The sequence below is a fragment of the Ensifer adhaerens genome (genome assembly GCF_020035535.1).
Classification (GTDB): domain Bacteria; phylum Pseudomonadota; class Alphaproteobacteria; order Rhizobiales; family Rhizobiaceae; genus Ensifer.
The window spans coordinates 2,201,036-2,220,237 of record NZ_CP083350.1 but is presented as its reverse complement, the minus strand read 5'-3'; the positions used below and the strand labels follow the sequence as shown (position 1 = coordinate 2,220,237).

General features: G+C 58.7%; 12 protein-coding genes. 3 read left to right on the top strand and 9 right to left on the bottom strand.

Translation table 11 applies throughout. The features are described 5' to 3' along the window. From LAC81_RS30340 to LAC81_RS30330, 3 genes are read right to left on the bottom strand one after another with little or no spacing between them, the layout of a single operon-like run. Nucleotides 1-4,335: a DEAD/DEAH box helicase family protein gene (locus LAC81_RS30340; RefSeq protein WP_223728370.1), complete on the bottom strand. Its 4,335-nt coding sequence runs from the start codon at nt 4,333-4,335 to the stop codon at nt 1-3. Beyond that, nucleotides 4,335-7,103 carry a hypothetical protein gene (locus tag LAC81_RS30335; protein ID WP_223728369.1) on the bottom strand — a complete coding sequence of 923 codons (2,769 nt, stop codon included), beginning with the start codon at nt 7,101-7,103 and terminating at the stop codon, nt 4,335-4,337. Before LAC81_RS30335 ends, LAC81_RS30340 begins: the two co-directional genes overlap by 1 nt. Further along, nucleotides 7,103-8,728, bottom strand: coding sequence for an Eco57I restriction-modification methylase domain-containing protein (locus LAC81_RS30330; RefSeq protein WP_223728368.1), 1,626 nt, complete (start codon nt 8,726-8,728; stop codon nt 7,103-7,105). Before LAC81_RS30330 ends, LAC81_RS30335 begins: the two co-directional genes overlap by 1 nt. A gap of 433 nt (nt 8,729-9,161) precedes the next feature. Between LAC81_RS30330 and LAC81_RS30325 the strand changes: the two genes are divergently transcribed. Further along, nucleotides 9,162-10,622, top strand: coding sequence for a hypothetical protein (locus LAC81_RS30325; RefSeq protein ID WP_223728367.1), 1,461 nt, complete (start codon nt 9,162-9,164; stop codon nt 10,620-10,622). A 536-nt stretch (nt 10,623-11,158) separates the two neighbouring features. Continuing rightward, entirely contained in the window at nt 11,159-11,548 is a 390-nt protein-coding gene (locus LAC81_RS30320; protein WP_223728366.1) for a hypothetical protein, read from the top strand. Between the two features lie 76 nt (nt 11,549-11,624). On the opposite strand, the gene LAC81_RS30315 is transcribed toward LAC81_RS30320, so the two are convergent. Genes LAC81_RS30315 through LAC81_RS30290 form a run of 6 tightly spaced genes read right to left on the bottom strand, consistent with a single transcriptional unit; the run spans nt 11,625 to nt 18,131 of the window. Then, a complete protein-coding gene (locus LAC81_RS30315; protein ID WP_223728365.1) occupies nt 11,625-12,728 on the bottom strand; it encodes a restriction endonuclease in 1,104 nt (367 codons plus the stop codon). A 26-nt stretch (nt 12,729-12,754) separates the two neighbouring features. Next, the gene (locus LAC81_RS30310) at nt 12,755-13,771 is read right to left on the bottom strand and encodes an OmpA family protein (RefSeq protein WP_223728364.1); all 1,017 of its coding nucleotides are present in this window, start codon (nt 13,769-13,771) and stop codon (nt 12,755-12,757) included. Further along, complete coding sequence (locus LAC81_RS30305) at nt 13,768-15,213, bottom strand: methyl-accepting chemotaxis protein (RefSeq protein WP_223728363.1); 1,446 nt, start codon at nt 15,211-15,213, stop codon at nt 13,768-13,770. The genes LAC81_RS30310 and LAC81_RS30305 overlap by 4 nt, the downstream gene beginning before the upstream one ends. Continuing rightward, nucleotides 15,213-16,025 carry a hypothetical protein gene (locus LAC81_RS30300; protein WP_223728362.1) on the bottom strand — a complete coding sequence of 271 codons (813 nt, stop codon included), beginning with the start codon at nt 16,023-16,025 and terminating at the stop codon, nt 15,213-15,215. Before LAC81_RS30300 ends, LAC81_RS30305 begins: the two co-directional genes overlap by 1 nt. Then, nucleotides 16,006-17,514, bottom strand: coding sequence for a hypothetical protein (locus tag LAC81_RS30295; protein WP_223728361.1), 1,509 nt, complete (start codon nt 17,512-17,514; stop codon nt 16,006-16,008). Before LAC81_RS30295 ends, LAC81_RS30300 begins: the two co-directional genes overlap by 20 nt. Next, nucleotides 17,487-18,131, bottom strand: a complete 645-nt coding sequence (locus tag LAC81_RS30290; RefSeq protein ID WP_223728360.1) for a thermonuclease family protein — start codon at nt 18,129-18,131, stop codon at nt 17,487-17,489. The genes LAC81_RS30295 and LAC81_RS30290 overlap by 28 nt, the downstream gene beginning before the upstream one ends. A gap of 542 nt (nt 18,132-18,673) precedes the next feature. On the opposite strand from LAC81_RS30290, the gene LAC81_RS30285 reads away from it, so the two are divergent. Then, nucleotides 18,674-19,153, top strand: a complete 480-nt coding sequence (locus LAC81_RS30285) for a hypothetical protein (RefSeq protein WP_223728359.1) — start codon at nt 18,674-18,676, stop codon at nt 19,151-19,153. Nucleotides 19,154-19,202: the final 49 nt, after the last annotated feature.

The window sequence follows — 19,202 nt, the reverse complement described above, 5'->3', positions numbered from 1 at the left end:
TCAGTCTCCCGCAATCTCGTCGAAATCTGTGTCCGTTTCAGCAGCATCGCCGCGTTGCCGCCGGATGATCTTCATTGCGATGGCAATGTCATCCAGGCTCATTTCCCTGGAGCCACCTCTCGATCCGCGGTCATAATCAGAGGCCCGGATGATGCCCGCCTCATCCACGTCCCGCAGCGATGTCATGGGCATTCGGAGCTTGGAGTCCTGCTCCTCCCAGAACGTCCGAAGCCGGGCGGTTATGTCCAAGTCCCTTATTGCCCTCCCTAACACCTGCGCGGCGGCATCTGTCCGCCCTCTATAGAAATCGCGCGCAGGTGGTTCCCCGATCTTTTCCGGGCCGCGGCCTGCGACACCCAAGGCATCGAGCATGAAGTGACCAATGTCGCTGGCGAAGCGGACATTGTCTGCCCGGGCCAAGTTGCTGAGCACCCTGGTTGAGTCATGCGTCTTGAACTGTGACTTCCGCTCGTCGGGAAGGCTCCGAAACGCGCTTGCGTCCTTCAGCATCGCCCAGGTTTGGACGTAGGAGGGTCGAACCCGTTCGATCGCGGTCTCCGACCACCGCTCGACGGCAGGTGGCGCGATCATCCGCTCGAGGAAACGGTGGAATATGTCGTGCGTCTCGATCACATACCGGTCCCTACGGCTCTGCGGGGTCGGCAGAAGCATCACGAACCCGACGTGGGTGCGGCCGACGCGACTGGAAGCTTGGATATACTCGGCAATATCTGAGGGAAGGCCAGCAAAGAACATGCTGTTGAACCTGTCCACGTCCACGCCGTGACTGATTGCGGACGTGGCGACGATGTTTCTGAGGGTGTCTCCGATACTCGGATAGGCCCCTCCTTCGAAGGGCGTCTCCGCGAGCTTCATGACGCTTTGGATCTCCTGCATGTCGATGCCCCCAGAAATCAGGCGACTGACAAAGCGATCGTGGGGCAGGCCTGCGACCTCGTGTTTTTGCGCGACCGCCGTGTGAAGGGCATCGATGACTTGGTCGCCGCCTTTCTTGTTCGTGACGTAAGCGAGCGCAATGCGATGGAGATCGACGAGTGCCATGATCTCGTCGGCTCTCCCTTCGCCGGCCGCTCGCTGGATCGCGGCTCTGCGCCAATTGCCAGCCCGCCCCGGTGAGACTGCCGCAGCAAGCGCTGCGACGGCGGCCTGCGTCTTTAACGGGTCAAGCAGATCCTGCCAGAGACCCGTGACGATCGCATGGAAGGAACTGAGTACACCTACCGTTGTCACCGTGTGGGTCGCTCCATTGGTCATCAGCGACACGTATAGGCGCATCAGCGGTGTGGTGGCCTCTGGAGCTAGATGTGGTGGCAACGACTGCGCAAGGGCCGACCGTTCGCCGTTCGCGGAAGGAGCCTCCTGGGGTTCGGAGAAGAATGAACGATAGATGTCCGGCCCCGGGTACGGATACCGCACAGGCTTGCGCTGATAGAGTGTCTTGATCTGGCGTTCAGGATCACTGATCGTTGCGGTCGCGGCGATGATCTTTGGAAGGCGCGGTGACCACTTCCCCTGCTCGTCGCGATATCCAGCGACTTTAAGCTGCTTCCCGCAGATATCGTCGATCGAAATGAGCGTTTTTTCAAGAAGGGTGTCGAAGAGACCGCTGAAGGTACCTAGGCTCTCTTCAAGAAGATGAGCTTCGTCCTGGATGATAAGGCTGGGGAAAGGATCCTTGAAGATCTTCTTCCCGCCGTCGTAGGCGGGAAACACGGGAGAGGCGCCGACGCTCTGTGGTCCTCTCGCGAGATCCTGCTCTTGGAACGGATTGGAGAAATGGCCATCGGGTCCGATCCATCGAGCGAGCCCGAACATGCCCAGAATGTCCGTGATTGTCGTGGTGGTTTGGCCGATCATGGCCAGCTTGTCCACTGTCCCGAGAAGGATAGCCGGCGCGCGCTGATAGATCGTGTCATCGGTGAGCAAGAACGGCAGGGGAGCGATCCTGCCATGCGACCTGTTCCAGTCGCATTTCTCGTCGAAGCAAACGATGACAGCCCGCTCCTTCCCTCCGGCTGCCCTGTATCTCCTCAGACCTGTCGCTTCGCCACAACACGGGCAAGCCGGAACCTTGTTGTAGGATGCCTGTGCGTCCTGGTAGCGCTTCGCCTCGGAGTTGGCCGCCAGGGCGAAGTCATCGCCCTTACTCTGGGTTGCGAGATCTGGCAGATCGGGTCCAATCTTGGCAAAACGGTTCGGTGTGTTGGATGCGCCGACCCAGAAGCCAATCTCGATTGGCCAAGATCCCGCTCCATTCTCCGTTCGAACGATCTCACTCCAGACGATGAGCTTCAGGAGACGTTGCGCCTGCTGCAGCGTGAGCAGCCTCAGTGGATATCGGATCATCGCCGTGATCCCGCGGTCCTTACCCCGAAGCCTGTCGAGGAAAATGGCGAAAACCAGGGCGCCGTAGAAGGCTTCCGATTTTCCGCCTCCGGTGGGGAAGTAGAGCAGGCTCGCGGAGATTTCGTCTCGATCCGCGTCGAAGAATTCGGAGAATTCCTCGAGCCTCGAGGCAAACGTGGGTATGTGAGCGAGAATGAACGCAAGCTGGAACAGTCTCCAGCCTCTGTCTTTGAGGCCCGTTTTTTCGTCACGACGCGCGAAGGACTCGTTCAGCATTAGCCATGAGCGCCATGGAATCGACTTGCGGATCAAAAGCTCGCGTTCTGAACCGGAGGCGTTCGCCACCGCAAGTGCTGCCTGGCGTGAGGCTACGAGAATATTGATCCCCTGCTCGATATGGCGCGCCTCCGTGCGCTGTCCTGCAACATCCTCTTCGAAGCGCGCTCGCTCACGTTCTCCATCCTCATATCCGAGCCCCTGAGTGATTGAACCCTTCAGCGTTGCCTGCTGCTCATCGATCCAGGTTCGATATTCGTCAACGAGTATGCCGAGCTTCGAAACGTCATGGCCGTCGGCGAGCGGCCGGAATCGATACTCGAGCCTGATGTTCCTCGGCACCACTCGCGGCTGATTGAATCTAGGTGCCCACGTTGTGGATAGCTCGATGGCTCCCTCCGACGGCTCGTCCGTCTCCACGCCGCAGTTCAGGCCGATTGCGGGGTAGCTCATGTAATCCCGAAACCTGTAGGACGGCTCGACTCGGTCAAGCTTGACCGGGCGATGTGCGACCTTGGCCAGACGTATCGTAACTCCGGTGCCGAAGATGGCGTTGCACTGGAACCGGGCATCGATCTTGCTGAGTTCTTTACACGAATTGTCCAGCGTTACCCGGAGCGATAGGCGACTTGCATCCAAGAAGTCGCGCTGTCTCTCGATCCGCATAGCCACTCCCGCGAGGCTCGGCAAAATCTTCGGATCCGCCGTCTCATTCGCGAGGCTTTCGACAAAGCTGTTCCAGCTTTCTTCGTTCGCGGCATCGGCTTGAGTGACCATTCGGTCGCGCCACGCCACTTTTGATCCCTCGCCCTGAAGCCAGCTGCGAAGCTGCGCCGTGATGGCGGCGTTCATGGCGATGGAATGCTCCCACAATACCGATTTCAGGGCATCGTCCGACAGGTCTGCGGCCCATCTGCATTCGGGTAGCTCAAGATCAATTCTGATCCACTTGGGAGGAATGGGCGCTGGCGAGTGCAGGGATGCCGGGATCGTCGCACCAGCCGTCACGAGTCGCCCGATGTCCGGTCTCGGTTCGGATTCGAGGGCATCGTCGCCATCAGCCGAGGCGGTTGCGGCTCCAACGTCCTCCTGCTCGTCAACCGATGGCTCGCGCAGGATGGCGCTTCCGATGTCAAGCCGGATCCCGTACTCGGCGTAGACGCTGGTGCGAACCTGGCTTTGGATCTCCTCGCGGCGACGGTTCAGCCGCTGCCGCTGGTCAGGATCGAGAGAACCCCAGTCGGGTTGCGCCAGATTCTCCCTCGCGTACAACTCCTCTCGACGCTCCTTGATCTTGCAGTCAATTTCCCGCTTCTTGTCGTTGCGGAGCTTGAAGTCGATCTTGATTCCAAAGCGATCGCTCGAAATCTCCTCCCACGTCGGAAGGACGCGGACATAGACAGAGAATTTGGGCTTCGCCTCCAGAATGGAGGTCGAGGCCGCATCCATGTTGAAGTCGATGCCGATGGCGGCGATCCGGATGTCCGAAGTTTCGTCAACGTCGGCGCTGGAGAGACGAGGCAGTAGCTGACCGGAGAACACACTCCGTTGCGGTGACTTGCCGTATACGATGCGTCCGGCCTCGTCAGTGCCGCTAGACCTGCGGGCGATCATGTTGACGAGAGCATCGCAGACGGCCTCCTTGAGTTCGACGTCTATCTTCCCTAGCTCGGCGGCGTTCTTTGGAACCATCACTGCTTGAACCTCCTCACCGATGTCACCTGACTGACGTTTTCCTCTGCCAGGCGCTGCAGCCCTTCGATCTCAGAGACGCGCTTAGCATCCCCTGCAAAGGCCAGCGCGGCATGCGGGTCCGTCAGGATGTTCCGGTACGCATCGTGGAATTCCATCCCCGCCTTCATCCTGAAGCTCCGCTGCGCCTTCACGCCCCAGTGCCAGAAGCGTCCGGCCAGATCATCGCTCATGCCGAGTGCAGCCGTGAATTTCAGGAAGGTCTCCCGCTCTCGTGGAGCTTGGGTCACAACCTCGTGGAGAGGCGCCTGCAATTGTTTGTCGAGATGAATCCAACGCCGCACCGTCTGAACCTGCAGGGTGGGATCCCCGATCCGGTCGATGAGGGTCCGTATCTTGTCCGTCTCATGGAAGCCGGGGAGGAGAGAGAACCTCCGAACGACATCCTGATGATATCCGCGGATTGCCTCTGACGCATTCGCTGGGATGCTGAGTAGAAGGCGTGCGCGGTCAACGAAACCCGAGCTGATAACGCAGACATTTTCCCCCACTTTCACATCCTTCGCCTCGATCTGGCGGAAAGCTGTGATGGACTTCGATCGATCCTGGCGAACGAGGCCGGTCCCTGGACGCGCGATGATTTTCTGGCCGCTGTCCATCGCGAGCTCCAGAAGATCGCCGCTGGCTGCACGTATGTCCCCAGCGAGGTTGATGACCGACTCTGAAGGAAACTGAAGCTCCTCGGGTAGATCCGGCGTTTTGGTGATTTCGATCGGCGACATTCCGAGGCCAGCGATCTCCTCGGCCGCCGATGACGCATATTTCCTGAGACGTGACGCTATCTCAGGTTCCTTGACCTGATCTGCGAGCCGGAAGGCATCGCGGGACGAATAGGCAAGTGTGTCGCCGTCCGCCAGGACATAGACCTCAGAAGGCAGCCACTCGCGCGCAAAGAAGGTCAGTACGCCGTCCCGCGACGGCGCAACCACGTATATTCGTTTGAACTTGTTCCGCTCCGACACTGGGAGGCCCGCTACGTCCAAACGTCCACCTGGCCCCGAAAAGACGATCATCTCCTTTTCGAGACGGCTCGAAAGTTTCGGCAGCCGCTTGCACAGCGCAGTTCGAGCGAACTCGGCGATCATCTGACTGCGGAACATGAAGAGGGCTTTGGAGGAGGAATGCAGTATGGCAGAGACCTCATCCTCGAGCATGTACGACATCGGCGTGGCTTGGTTCAGCCGCTTCATGACGGCCGTGGCCTCGCGCAATGGACCCGCGAGATCCTCGCCGCCGATGACGAAGGCGGCCGACGAGGGCTGTCGGAGGTACCGGACCTGTTCCGCGATGCTGTAGTTGTCCATCACGTTGATAGCTACCGTCTCCCCCTCTCCATTCACGAGATGATCGGCGAGCGAGTGCAGCGAGCCGGGTAGCGAAGCAGCGCGCCGGAGCTTACCCATGATGTCACTGACAGCAGCGGCCCCATCCCGGTCGCGAGCTCTATGAAGCCGATTAAGGACGACCCGGAGCTGTTCCGCGACCGCTCTGCCTTCGCCGTTGAACCCCTTCGCACGGACATCGCCTCCGCCGACCCAAGTCGGCTTTTCGGTACGATCACAGAGTATCGAAGAAGAGATTGCGGTGACCGTCAAAGACCTGGACGGCCGGACGACACGATTTCTCAGCTGCGAAGGCTCATCATTGAAAATTCCGAATCTGGCCTTGTCGAAAGACCATGGATCCTCTGTCACGGCGACTACGCCCGCGAAGGGGAACAACTTGCGCAGGTGACGGTACATCCGGGATATCGTGACGACCCAGTCTTCCCCGAGTCTGAGCCGGCCCTTCTTCGTGAGATCGAAGATGATCAGGTCAAGACCGCCCCGGATCTTGCGGAAGCCGATCTCATCTCCCCTGCGCGCCCCGTATAGGAAGTAGCTCGCGCTGTTACCCACGTCGGCGTGGGTGCGGGCCGTGTTGTGCTCCTTTAGATCGGTTCTCGAACTCGTCCTCCAGAGCAACGTGCCGTTCGGATGGGCCGTCCCCTCGCAGTTGCCGTGTGGCATGATCTCATCCAGTGTCGGATGTTCGAACTCCGGGCGGACACTTCCGTCTCTCCGCCTTCCATTGAGGGTGCGCACCCGGCTGAGTATCTGGTGGTAGTCTTTCAGCGCCTCACGGTCGTCGTTCCCGCTCGTGTGCCTCGTGAGATGGGCAATATGTGTGCGATAGAGGTAGTCGCGGTCCACTTGGATATCCCGCGCGGCTTCGTGGGTGGTGCGGGCGTACGGATAAATGAGGGCCTTCAGACCGCGCGGGCGCTCGAATGAATTCACCCTGCCCCCGTGGGCTTCGACCTCAACCCCCGGACATGCCGCGACATCTGCGAGTGCCAGCAGGGATGTAACCGCCGAAAGGCAGATATCCCCTGCGGGCCATGTCATCACGACGACTGGCTTCCCTTGGTCCATCGATCCGACCGCCGCGCGCAATATGCTCTCGTATACCTCTGAGAGTGGAAGCGGTTCACAAGCGACCGCCTTCAAGGGAACCTTCCGCAACGCCTCGATCCATGCGTCCGCGTTTCTGCCTTCAACGAGGTTCTCATTTGCGCGATCCTGCCCGCCAGCGAACGGCCCGTTAGATCGAGTTTTCCGGGAGGCAAACATGTCGGAACGGCGCTGCGCCTGTTCCTGCTGCTGTCGCAGACGATCGGAAAGGGCTGCTCCCGGAGCGCCTCTGAAATCCTTGCGGTCACCTCTCATCACGAAGCCTCCGCAAGAGGACGCCGCTCGCCATTCCGATACGCAAGCACGGCCGCCTCCTCCGCGTCGAAACCGTTTAGAAGGGCGTCGCGGAACGACTGCGGCCAGGGCAGATCCAGTTCCCTGAGAAGCTTCACGGACACCGTGGCAGTGCCAGATACCGCGCGATAACGTTCATCGACTGCTTTCGTGTTTAACAGCGAGGCTAACAGCGCGAGATCGTCGGCACGGTCGCCCGTAATGACAATCGTATGGTTCTCACTGACGAAGCCCGGCCACCCCGCGATCGAGTTCTGATCCACTACGGCGGCTACTATTCTTCGGGACTGGCTGCTGTTCGTCGTGCGCTGGACCATGATGGCAGGCCCGCTGATTATCGCGGGGCTATCCTTCGGAACCGTGACAAAGTCAGTGCCGTCATTTTTGCGATTGCGCGGCTTGCAGGGTGTACCTGCGCGGATGTTTTTGGCCCAGAAAAGCGGTAGTGCACCCGGATCCGTCGACGCGCAGAACTTCTCCTGAGAGCGGTTCCAAACGAAGTATCCAGCTTTCACATGACCACCATAGTCCGCGATCGTGGCACCTCCCCGGTCTCGACGCGAATCCCAAGGCGCCAGCCACGGCATGGACACATCCCCAGGCAGGATCCCGGCCGGAACCGGGCGTGCGATGCCTCCGGCAATAAACGAAGGGAATTTCACTGCTGCGGATGGCGGGTGCGAGCCGCCGACCCTCACAAGTAGTACGCTGATATCTTGGGTAACATCGGCGAAGACGTCCTCACGGCTGACCACGGTGCCAAGGGCGAGGATTTGACCGCGGTTGGCGATGAAGGAGCGCATCCGGTCATAGAGCGGCCCGCCCTTGAAGCTCGACGGGATGACTAGTGCGACAAGACCGCCGGGCTTCGTCAGTCTAAAACATAGCTCCGTGAATACTGCGTACTTGTTGATATGCCCGCTGTGGGCGACCTTCATCCAGTGGTCGTTCTCCAAATCCTTGGCAGTGATCCTGCCGTATGGTGGATTCGCGATCACAAGGTCATAGGATTTCGCGAACTCATGACGGAGGCTGTCCCCAGGAGAGACGATGCGCCTGCCAGCGTATCCTTCGAGCTGTTCGGCGATTAAGGATTCGGACATCGTGGCGAGGCTGACATCGATCTCCACTCCGTTCAGCCTGCTCGCGATGTCTGCCGGATCGAGTTTTTCCGCTCGCATCCGATGGGCTATCAGCGAAAGGAAAGCAGCGCCACCAGCTGCGGGATCGAGGACACTATGTTCCCGAAGATCGAATCCATGCTCGATCGCCAGGTCGATAACCGCTTCGGCAAGATCCGGGCGAGTGAAATACGTGGCTTGAGCACGCCGCAAGTCCGCCGAGATCATCAGCGTGTAAAGGGTGCCGATCCAGTAGTTTCGCTCGCTCGCTGCCAAAGACGACAGGCGAAGACGCAAAACGTCCACGGCCTTGGTGTCAAATGAACCAAGATGCAGGCAGACCTCTCCCAGGTCGGCGCCCTCAGGAACAACTTGAGATAACTCACGCGCGGCCGCTCTCACTACCGCAAGCATCGGCAGCCCGAACTGATCCCTTCCCCGCAATTCCAATACCCCAGTCGTCATCAATCAAGGATCGCCGCCGGCGACACTCGACGCAACGAAATCGTCGAGATGTCCCCCAGCATCACCTTACGTTGAGTCCCGCAACTTAAGGTGACCATCGGAAGTTCATTCAATAATATCGCCTTGTCAAATCAGTATTCGTCGCGGCGGCGTGAGGTGACGGAGTTTTGTTGGGCAAACACCGCGATATCGAACGCATGCACAGCTATGACTTCGGTCCAATATCGCCAGAGCCGTATAGCCCTGAACATGGGCCTAGCCGGAACAGCGTGATAAAGCGGCTATTCGGATTTTCGTGTGGAACCGCGAATCCTCTGACCATCGCGGCGAAAGTTGTTCGAAGCTCAGAGTTGCAATCCGATTTCCGCCGGCGTTTGACCCCGGCAAGGATTCAACTGTCCAATAGGAACATCCATCCAACGATGTTCCTGTCTTGCAAACCATCTCCGTCCCCTATCGCTGTTCAGATGACGACCAGTCGTTCCTCGACGATCTGCGCCGTGTGCAATCGGCAGCGATCAGAACGGCCTATGCTAACGCGCTGCTCGCCGACGGTTCCAAGACGAAGGAAATGGACCTGCGCAATCTGGTGAAGGCGCGGTTTGCCCATAAGGGTCTGCTCGACAGCTGGGCTATCCACTGCGCGACGAAGCTTGGCATGTGGAAGCGCAAGTTGTCTTCCGATGGTACGGCGATCTTCGGCGGTAAAGAGGCGTTCGAGCGCCGGCGCAAGGGTCTGATCTCAAGGGACGAGTGGCAGCGCAAGAGGCTACACCCGTTCGTCAGCTTCGGCGATCGACAAAAGGTGCGCGGAAACCAAAACATCCACCTGGTCGACGACACAACGGTCGTCGTCAGGATTGGCCGCAAGGAGAGTGGCGGCCGCTCAGGAAAGACGGTGACGCGCACGGCGGTTCTCAACCTCGCCCGCATGACCGGAAACGGCGGCATCATCATGCGGCAGTTGGCTGAGATCTGCGCAAAGAAGGCGGAGGCGGATCGCATCAATGTCAGCTTCGCCATCAGCGACACGCATGTGAGCGTGACCTTCGATCCTGCCCATCTGCCGAACCACCCGCAGCGGCGGCGACCGGTCGTGCCGATCAAGGGGCGTTGCCTCGGTATCGATCTTAATCCCAACTGGATCGGTTTCGCGGCGGCGGCGAACAAAGCCAACGCCACGTCAGTCAAGGATACCAGGTTGCTGGAACATGCCCTGGTGAAGCCCGACATGCCGAAGGATTCGTCGTCAGAGCTTGTGCGCGAGACCTTGGCAGCGGCCTGCGACCGCGCCATCTCGATGGCGCGCAAGCATCGCTGCGGCGCGATCGTTCTGGAGAAGGGCCTTGGCAAGTTGCGGTCGAGCGGCAAGAACCGCACCCTCAACAGGCTGTTGAACTACTGGGCAAGAGCTGTGTTCGTGCAGATGCTGATACGCCGCGCCCGACTTGCCGGGATCGAAGTGCTTGAGGTCTGGGCGGGGTATTCCTCGACCATTGGAAACCTCGCCTTCGATGCCCCCGACGCCTGTGCGTCGGCAACGGAGATCGCCAGGCGCGGCATCGCCCGTCTGGCTGGAATGAAGGAGGTCCTGCCAGCTCTCGAGGAAGGGTGTGTTTCCCGTCTATGGAAGAATGGGAAGGTGCCCGCCGAACTCGGCTCATGGCAGGACGTCCATCGGACAATCAAAGCGGCGAAGATTGGCTACCGCCGCCCGCACCCCGACGTGCCGCTTGGCACTCGGGGTTCCGATGTCCACGGAACGCGAATGTTCTGTGGGCATGCGGTCGTCCGCCTTGGGAGATGTCATCGTCCGGGACTTCTATTCCGGCTGGCATCATTCAAGTCGGACGCAGTAGTTCGGACTTTTGCTCAACGTGGATGCGTCGCTTGAAAGCCGCGGTCCACACGAAAATCCGAATAGCCGAACTCATCGCTGCAAGCAGATCAACCGGAGGATAAAGCCGAAGCTTATGTGGCGTGCGGGATCCGAGGCACGATGCTTGTCGGTCGCCTGGTCAAGGAGGCTGGTGGTTGGACCGAGGCTGGAGTCAAGAAGCGTGCCGACGAGATAGGACAGTTTGTTCGACGCGAATGGGCGGATTGAGCCATCTCCGATCTCGGGGTCCTGTCAACGGACAGCGCGTCACTAGCGCCACCAACGGCATACGTCGCTCGTGCCGAACCGAACCCCAACTCGTCTCGGTCGCCCTTCCTGAAAACACCGGACCGAGTTAACTCGGTCCGACAGCACCTTTACTTTGTCCCCTCGTGACGGCCGCGGTCGTCACAGATGCGGCAGTTCGACTGCTTAGCCTCACCCGCACATGACGGTCAGTCGGCGACCGCTGGCCATGCCCCATTAACTTAACGTTCTTCTGATGCCATCACAGTGCGGAGGGCACCTCATCAACAGAAAGGCGATTTGCAATGTACTTGACGTGCGCTGCTGCCCGGTCGATCTTCGATAAGATCTGCCTGAGGATGGACGGCAAGCGAGCGTCCGCTTGGACTGTTCGCGCGACGCCCTTCTTCGAACTCGATAAGTTCGAGGCCTGGGGGCAAAACGCTAACAACGCCAAAGGCGAAAGCTCCAGGACCGACGCTTTCCTATTCGGATATACCCTCTTCAGCGGAGGCAGCATTCCGATGCGGGGCATAAAATTTTCTGACGGTTTCCTTCGCCCCGACGCTTGGGTAATCGGTTCGCTCGTCAAAAGCGGCCGCCTGGAGGTTGACGAACCTGCCGCTCTATTTGTCGTGACCCAACTGGGCTGGGACCGGATTGCCTCCGCTGCAATAGCCGCGCTGGAACTATAATCCCGTGCGAGGATGCGAAGACAACCATGAGTCCTGCGCCGTCGGGATGGCGACGGGACCGTGCTCTGATTAGACTCTATCCAGGGCGGTAGGTGAGAACACTTTGCGACTTCATTCGCTGGAGCCTACGCCGCAGGCGCTCCAAAATCTTCCGGTCATCCAGAGGGATATAAAACGATGCGAATTGCACTTCCTGAGTGAATTCCGCCCCAAATAGATGCCCCAACTGGAAACTCTCCACTAAAAAAATAGTAGCAATATTTCCTCTAACAGCGTCGCAATAGTAGTATCGGAGCGGATTCTCCAAGAAATAGAAAGCTCCGGGCGTAAATGTAGGTTCGCCTACGGGCAGTGATGACAGCGGAAATTCCGCGATCGATCCAGAAATTACATTCTGGTAGCGGACTGTATTCTGCAGCGCCGTGAGATCTATACGGACGTCGCCGCCAAGCACGTTGCCGATAACGCCTTCCACGTGAAGCTCTATCTGGAGAAGCCTCCCCCGGTGGATGAAGAACTCGTCAGGCGGGACTACTTCGCCGTCAACCGGAACGTAACGCACGTTCGTAGTGCCCGTAGCCACCGGCTTGCCCGCTTGTATTTTGATCAGGTCCGCCAACGACCTCTTTCCAATGCTGCTGCGCTCGAGGCAGTAGGTCATCTGCGTCGGCTCATCGGGTAGCACCACCTCTTGCCCGTCGACGTAGTGGAGGACGCACTTCACGACCGCGTTCATTGGTTTGTCGGTCTCGACCACCTCTATTTCCGACAGCCGTGCATTCGCTGAGCCGAGTCGGCTGAAGACAAGATATGACGCCTGCGGTGAAAAGCTAGGCTTATCACTGGGTTGCAAGCTCAAGGTGAAGAGGTCGATCCCGTGCCGTTTCGCAACGTTAACAGCGCCTTTTTGAAACCCAGACGTGCTGACGAACGTTGCCTTGTTTACGTTCGCATCCCTCGCCTTAGTCACGAAAGCCTCGACCGCATCTACTCCGACCGGTCGCGATCTATGTTTCACTTCGTACGCAAGCAGCACTGAATGAAGCCCGACGTTAATCCGGGCCAAAACATCGAACTGTCTGTTGTCGATACGCGTGTTCCACGAGACTTCGGAGTTTGGAATCGTCAAGCGTTGGAGCGCCGCCGTGATCAACTCAAAGTGCTTGTCGTCCGATATCATCTCTCGCTACCCGCTTTCTCCACCAATCACTGCGCCGCCACCTCACGTCTTCTGATGCGTATTTCGATGCGGCGGCGTGTCTCGACATCGCCCGCCTCGCCGCGCGTCAATGTGTCGCCGGGCAGGATTAGCTGAGCAGCCGAAAGTGGGAGCACGGTGATATCCGCAAGCGATTTGTTGGATTTCAATACGTTCGCGACCGAGATCGCTCGCGCCAGACCAAGACCCGCGTTGTCAGCTGGCTCGAGCGACGTTACGTTCTTGTGAGCCAGGAGCACGTCGATGGCGTTCTTGTCCATGTTCGATCCGGCACGGGAAATCGGCTGTTCGTCCGTGTGGCCAATGACTTCCACGATATCCGCGCCGTAGGCCTGCAAGTTGCTCGCTATTTGGTCGGCGATGGAGCTGTTCAATTTGGTCGCGAACGCCACGGTCAACTCGGCACTGCCTGAGCGGAAGTAGTTGTTGTTAGCCTCGCTGAGTGTGATGATTGGCGGCCACTCGTGTGGCTTCGAAGGCTTTTCAAGCGACGCCAGTTCTTTCGCTTTGGAATCCAAGTCCTGTCGCAACCGAGAAATTTCAGCCAGTGCCTTCAGATGCTCGTCCTGCAGACGCTTTTGAGACGGAATGGCCGCCTGAAGTTCTCGGTAATCTTCGAGCATGTCAGTGACCTTGCGGACGATCTCCTTCGGGTTTTTGTCGGAAAACTTCACAGCCAACGCTTCGACGGCTTTTTTGGCGAGCACCAGCTCACGCCACTCGTCGTCGGACTGGTCTCGTCCGGCGGCGGCAAGCTGAACCTGCATCTCTTTGATCTGTTTCTGCAGCTCTTCGGCATCGTGGCTCTTGGCCAGAACCTGCTCCTCTGCACGGGTCGCTCGCTGCTCAGCCTCCGTCGCGCGCTGCCGTTCCTTCGAAATAATCGCGGCGGCCACAAGCAGCAGGCAGAACACGACGAGCAGCAACGATTCCGCCATTGTGAAGCCAAGGATGAGCCCACGATTGTAGCCGCGCCCTTCGGCACCTGCGATGGTGTTGCTCATCGGTTCCAGATGCTCCACCGCGACTTGTCAGGCTGCGGTTCTGCTGCCTCAATGGCGGCGGTGGTCATCTCCGGCACCGTGATGGCGTCCTCTCCAGCCGGCGCCGGCATGATCGGCCTGGTTTCCGTCGAATCCGCCGCGGGCTTCTCCAAGGCTTCTACAGGCTCATCCACTACTGACGCGGACTCTGCGACAGCAGGCACGGCGACAATGGCTTCGACCTTCGCCAGCGCTATTTCGATACGGTCGCTCTGAACTGCGCCCCGCTCGTCGCGTTCCGAGCTGCGAAGCTCGAGAGTGTTCACCACGCCGGCGAGATTCCTAACCTGCTCAGCCGTGTTGCGCTCCGCATCAAGCATGGAGCGGACTGCGTCCATTGCCTCCCGGATCTGTTCGGACGCCTTGCCCAACGCCTCGGCGGACGAACCCACTGCGGCGGTGGATCCCTTAATGTCCACGGACAGCGCGTTTAGCTGTGCTGCCACCTGCTTGAACGGACCGATGGCGGTGATCACCTTTTTGGCCGTATCGCGCGCTGCCACGGTGTTGGCTTCGATCGACTTCACGTTGCCGTCAACCAGGTCTTTCAGAGCTTCGATCGCGGGAGTGACGTCTACGCGCAGGATTTCGTCGGGAGACCTTGCGATCGAAAACTTTGCCGTCAGGCTTTCCATCGTACTCGAAAGGGCATCGGCGCGCTGGACGACTTGCCCGACCGACTTGTCCACCTGTTCCGCGACCCGCTCGACCGTCTTCACATTCTTGTCCGCGAGTTCGGCAAGTTGTGCGTGCGTCTTCTCGAGCGTTGCCAGCAATTTCTCCGAGGTCTCTTGAATAGTCTGCGTAGCCTTGACGGACATTGCTTCGATCGACGCCCTGACGGCTTCCCCGTTCCTTTGCGCCTGCCTGGCGATCTCCTCGAAGCCTTCCGACAGCATCTGGTTGCTGGTGCGGCGGTAGCTAGAAAACTCGAGTGCAGATGTGTCGAGCTCGGTCCTGACGCGCCGCGTCATCTCGGCAAGCTCGACGCGCACTGCCGTTTCGATGTCGGCCGGGTCACGGCGCATCTGGTTGTAGAAGATGCGAAGCGCGATGCCCGTGATCGTCGACACGATCGCGATGCCGAAGTTGCGCACGACGTCCTCGATCGAGGCCTCGCCCGTGAACTTGTAGAGCGAGATTCCGAGGCTCGCGAGGGTGAAAATGAACCCCATGTAGTAGAGGTTGTCACCGGCCTGTTCGCTGCGAACCCTGAGTCCGGGCAGCAGGTTGAGCACAAGATAGACGAGCATCAAGACGATCGGGATGGTGGTGACGATCGAGATGTCCAGGTCGTAAAGCTTGCCAAACCAGATTACGGCCGCCCCGATGATCGTCATCAAGACGAAGAGACAAATTGGTCCGTGATCGCGGACGAACGTCCTAATGTCGATGTTCCTCATCATTCAATCCCTGCAAGTCGCTCGTAACCGACGAGGTCGCCTCGGTTCGCTTTCACCCAAGCCGCCCAAAATTCCGGAAGGTCTTTTACTTTGGCCGCAGCCTCTCGCTGGAATGCCCAGAACTTGACTTCGGTATCATCAAGCGGCGTTCTGAACTTGTCGCGCGCAGCGCTTTTGCGGAACGCTTCGTAGTCAGCACCGGATTTGTAGATCGAGAACGCGTCCGTGTTCTCCATCATGTCGGAGGCGACATACAGTTGCTTAGAGGCACCCTCTAGCTTGCCAGCCGAGAAGCTCTCAATCACGATGCGCTGAATGCCTGCCAGGATTGGTGAATGCTTCGACTCGCTGCCGCTGCCAATTGACTCCGAAAGATCCTGCAGCGGCTTGTTGAAAGCCTCTTCCCAACGCTGCTGCTTCTTTCGCGGATTGGATGTCCACGGATCCGCGGTCGCGCCGTCACCTGGATTGCACCCCCGGTAGGTCCGGGTCAGCTTCCCTTCTTCGTCCGTGAGCGCGTAGACCTCGAGCAGGCCGCCGACTTCGATCTCCGACACTGTCCGTTCGAACTGGCGCTTCAGGTCAACTTGCGTGATTTCCGAGATTGGGTCGGTCAAGTCGAGCAGTATGGCTCTAACGGACACCGGGCCTGTCGCGGGGCATAGATCGTCGTCAAGCGCCACAGCTTCACCAGCCCGGATCTTGAGCATCGCATAGCCTGCAACGCTCAGGAACACGAAGGCCATCAGGCCGATGATGCCGACTATCGCCCACGGCGACCCGTCTTTTCTTCTACGCCTGCGCCGGGCCATTGATCGTCTCCGGGAAAAGATTGTCCAGTTGGTGATAGGCGGTGACTGCGGCTTCGAATTCGGCGCTGATGCGCTTCATCTGGTCTGCCATTTCGGCTTGAGCTGCTTTGATGCGTTCGCCCAGTTCCTTGTCGCTCCAGTCGTCCGACTTATCGATGGCAGGCTTTCGCCGATCGAGGCTGTACTGCGTCGAAAACCGTTTGGGCTGAGGTTCGGTGCGGGTGGCTCGGTTGGCCTCCCTGTAGGTAGCGAACAGGCGCCGACCAGAGACTTCGAGATGGTTTTGGTGCTCCGAAAACTGCTTGATCATCCTCGTACGGCTGTCGATGATGGCAGCGCATTCCTTCCGGCGTTGAGAAAGAGCAAGGATGATGCCGTCGACCTTCTGATTGTGGTCGTCGCGGATCCCCTTCAGCTGATCGATCAGATCCGCCTTGCGATCAATGTAATCGTCACGGGCGTCGACGTACCGGGTGTAGGTGTCGGCGTAACCCGGGTACGGGTCCTTCATCAGAAGGGAATCGATGAGTGCGATCGTTGAGAAAAGGACGCCGCTGGCAAACAGCACCCACGAGTCGATATCGTTCATGACCAGTGGCGCATTGGTCAGGCGCTCCATGACAATACGGCCGACATTGTCGAACGCCGTGGCGGAGACTTCGCGATAATGGGCCATCACCAGATTCAGGCCCAACGCCACCGTCAGCCAGGCGGCGATGCCCAGCAGGCCCACCAGCTTCCACCAGAACGATCGGTGCACGACCCGCGGCACGACGAAAAGACCCAGCACGACTGTCGAGACCACGTTCGCGAACGCGAACGAAAAGGCGTATCCGATGCCGCCGACAAGGCCTTGGTCGTTGCCCTTAGCGAGGTAGATGCCGTTTACCATCGTTTCGACGATCAACAGGGCGAGGATGACGCACCACTTGAGGATGGTCGCCATCCGCCCTTTGGTGCGGGCGACCCTCAGCTCAAGACCATTCAGCTTGCGGAAATTGGCAAGCTCGACATCCGACTCTCTCAGATCCTTCCGAAGGCCATGAAGCTCGTCGCGCCCCGTGGCCACGTCGGCACGGAAGTCATCGACGCTCGCATTGTTGACAACTTGGATTCTGTTGAAGTGGCCGTCGAAGTCGAGGTTGCGCAAACGCGTACCGTAGGTGCTTAGATGCCCCTCAAGTACCTGGTATGCGTCGTCACGCAAGCTTTCGATCCGTTCGGCTATGCCTCTCTCGACTTCGTCCTGATCGCGCGAGTCCTCTTTCGGCGTGTTTGCTTTGCCGTTCCGCGTGCCCTTTTCTTCCAGCTCCAGGGTCCGTTCCAGCTTGTCGACGTCGAGCGGCGGGAACGGATCGGTGGTGACGCGGAAATCGTGGTTCGATTCCCGGACGCTTTCGAAGAGCTTGTTTAGCGAGTCAAATCGAGGTGCCATGATGTTATCCTGAGATAGAGGTGCGGCTACCGCCCCCACATTGGAGGCCGCCAACCGGCCGCAACGGCCTCGTCTTCCGAGCAAAACCAGCGTTCACCGCTGGCGGTATTGATCTTGGTTTTGGCGTAGTCTCGGGACCACGGCGCGTGATAGATGCGCTCGCCCTGACGATTGATGTTGCCTTTGATCGGACACGCCTGGTTCGGCGACTGGGATACTGCAGAAGCCCACTTCGAAGCGCGATAGTCCCAAGGTGTCTCGGTTTCGGCCTGCCAGACGCCCACCTGGGCCTGCCGGGCCTCTTGCTCCAATTGAGCGTAGTCTTCGGAATATTTCCGGAATGCCCAGGCCAGTCCAGCGCGAACCATGGCGGAATTGATTTCGCCGCCGTCGGCGAAGCAGACGGCGATCACTCGCCCGTAGGTATCGCGGCCTTTGGGTTCACATGTGACATTACGGCCCTGGACGAGATCTTCAATCTGGCGGATCGCGTCTCTGCCGCATGGCCAAGTACCGCCGCCCTTGGCGCTACAGGCTTGGCCCGCTTCCGGTGCATCAATTCCATGAAGCCGGTAGCGAATGCCACCAATGTCCAAGGTGTCGCCGTCGACAACCCTGACGGCTTCTCCAGACACCGCGATCGATGCGGTAAGCGCCCATGCGACGATCAAAAGGAATCTACAAATTTTTCCGCGCCCCTATCCCCTTAGAATTGGTGGTTAATGCAGGACGCGGAATTTTTCAACTACAAGTAAATTAAGACTTTGTTTACGGTAAACGGGATCGTCCTAGCCCGTTACCCGCTCGGGTGACGGCGCAGAGCCTGTCCCAACCATTTCGGATGGTCCGGAAGAGAATACCTTTCGCGAAGGCTCGACCCGCACCAGGCTTGCATTGATACCGCCAGCCAAGCCCTCATTCGGTCGAAAACTGAGGCAGTCTGTATATTCACGATGGAACTTCAGGCCTGGTAGGATTCACCCTGATGCTCCGAAGCTTTTCACTCGACATACTTCACGTCCAGTTTTTCGGCCCGCGCCCCGAGCAGACGCAGGTTCTCTTCCTCATCTTGACCGTTGGATGGGCTTGTCCGAGATCTAAGCCAAGACCCTTTCCAGATTAAGCTGGAAGCAGTCGGGACTTCAGGCGTTTATCTCGAATTAAGTATTGGTTGATAGATGGCTTTTATTCAATTCAAGGTAGCGACCACTCTATGAACCGTCCCGAAAAGCCAACAGCCTTCTTCGCCATCTCATTCAATATCGCCGCGGTCACCAGTTTCGGTGGAGGCGCGATTTTTCGATTTGTTGACATCGACGGTCGGTCGACCCGTTTGATCGTGATGCGCGAATCGCTCACGCACTTCGCTGCCGAGGGGCGCGAACTCTTGACGAATAAGTTCATTGGCTGGGAGGAAAAGGAAAGAACTGGATCCGAGAGAGAGGCCTATGAAGAAGCTGTTCATCTTCTTCGTGATCATCGACCCGAAATGACCTCGAAGGACTACGAAAACTTCTCAGCGTCTGAAATGAAGGACGCCTTCAAATTTGACGCAGAGGGCGATCTGTGCGAACTCAGCACACACGCAAAGGATCAAAGCTATCAGCATATTCTGATGTTACCGACGACATTGCGTGCGCTGGTCGTGAAGTGCGACAGCGTGCTTGGCATACTCCGGACTAGATCGAGTTGAACCGCGGACAAGGCGGCCTCTCTAAGTAGCCGTTGATCGTTTTCCGAAA

Excerpts from the sequence above, each read along its gene's own strand:
- LAC81_RS30340 (WP_223728370.1), bottom strand. The coding sequence starts at position 4,335 with ATGGTTCCAAAGAACGCCGCCGAGCTAGGGAAGATAGACGTCGAACTC.
- LAC81_RS30335 (WP_223728369.1), bottom strand. The coding sequence starts at position 7,103 with ATGAGAGGTGACCGCAAGGATTTCAGAGGCGCTCCGGGAGCAGCCCTT.
- LAC81_RS30330 (WP_223728368.1), bottom strand. The coding sequence starts at position 8,728 with ATGACGACTGGGGTATTGGAATTGCGGGGAAGGGATCAGTTCGGGCTG.
- LAC81_RS30320 (WP_223728366.1), top strand. The coding sequence starts at position 11,159 with ATGTACTTGACGTGCGCTGCTGCCCGGTCGATCTTCGATAAGATCTGC.
- LAC81_RS30315 (WP_223728365.1), bottom strand. The coding sequence starts at position 12,728 with ATGATATCGGACGACAAGCACTTTGAGTTGATCACGGCGGCGCTCCAA.
- LAC81_RS30310 (WP_223728364.1), bottom strand. The coding sequence starts at position 13,771 with ATGAGCAACACCATCGCAGGTGCCGAAGGGCGCGGCTACAATCGTGGG.
- LAC81_RS30305 (WP_223728363.1), bottom strand. The coding sequence starts at position 15,213 with ATGAGGAACATCGACATTAGGACGTTCGTCCGCGATCACGGACCAATT.
- LAC81_RS30300 (WP_223728362.1), bottom strand. The coding sequence starts at position 16,025 with ATGGCCCGGCGCAGGCGTAGAAGAAAAGACGGGTCGCCGTGGGCGATA.
- LAC81_RS30285 (WP_223728359.1), top strand. The coding sequence starts at position 18,674 with ATGAACCGTCCCGAAAAGCCAACAGCCTTCTTCGCCATCTCATTCAAT.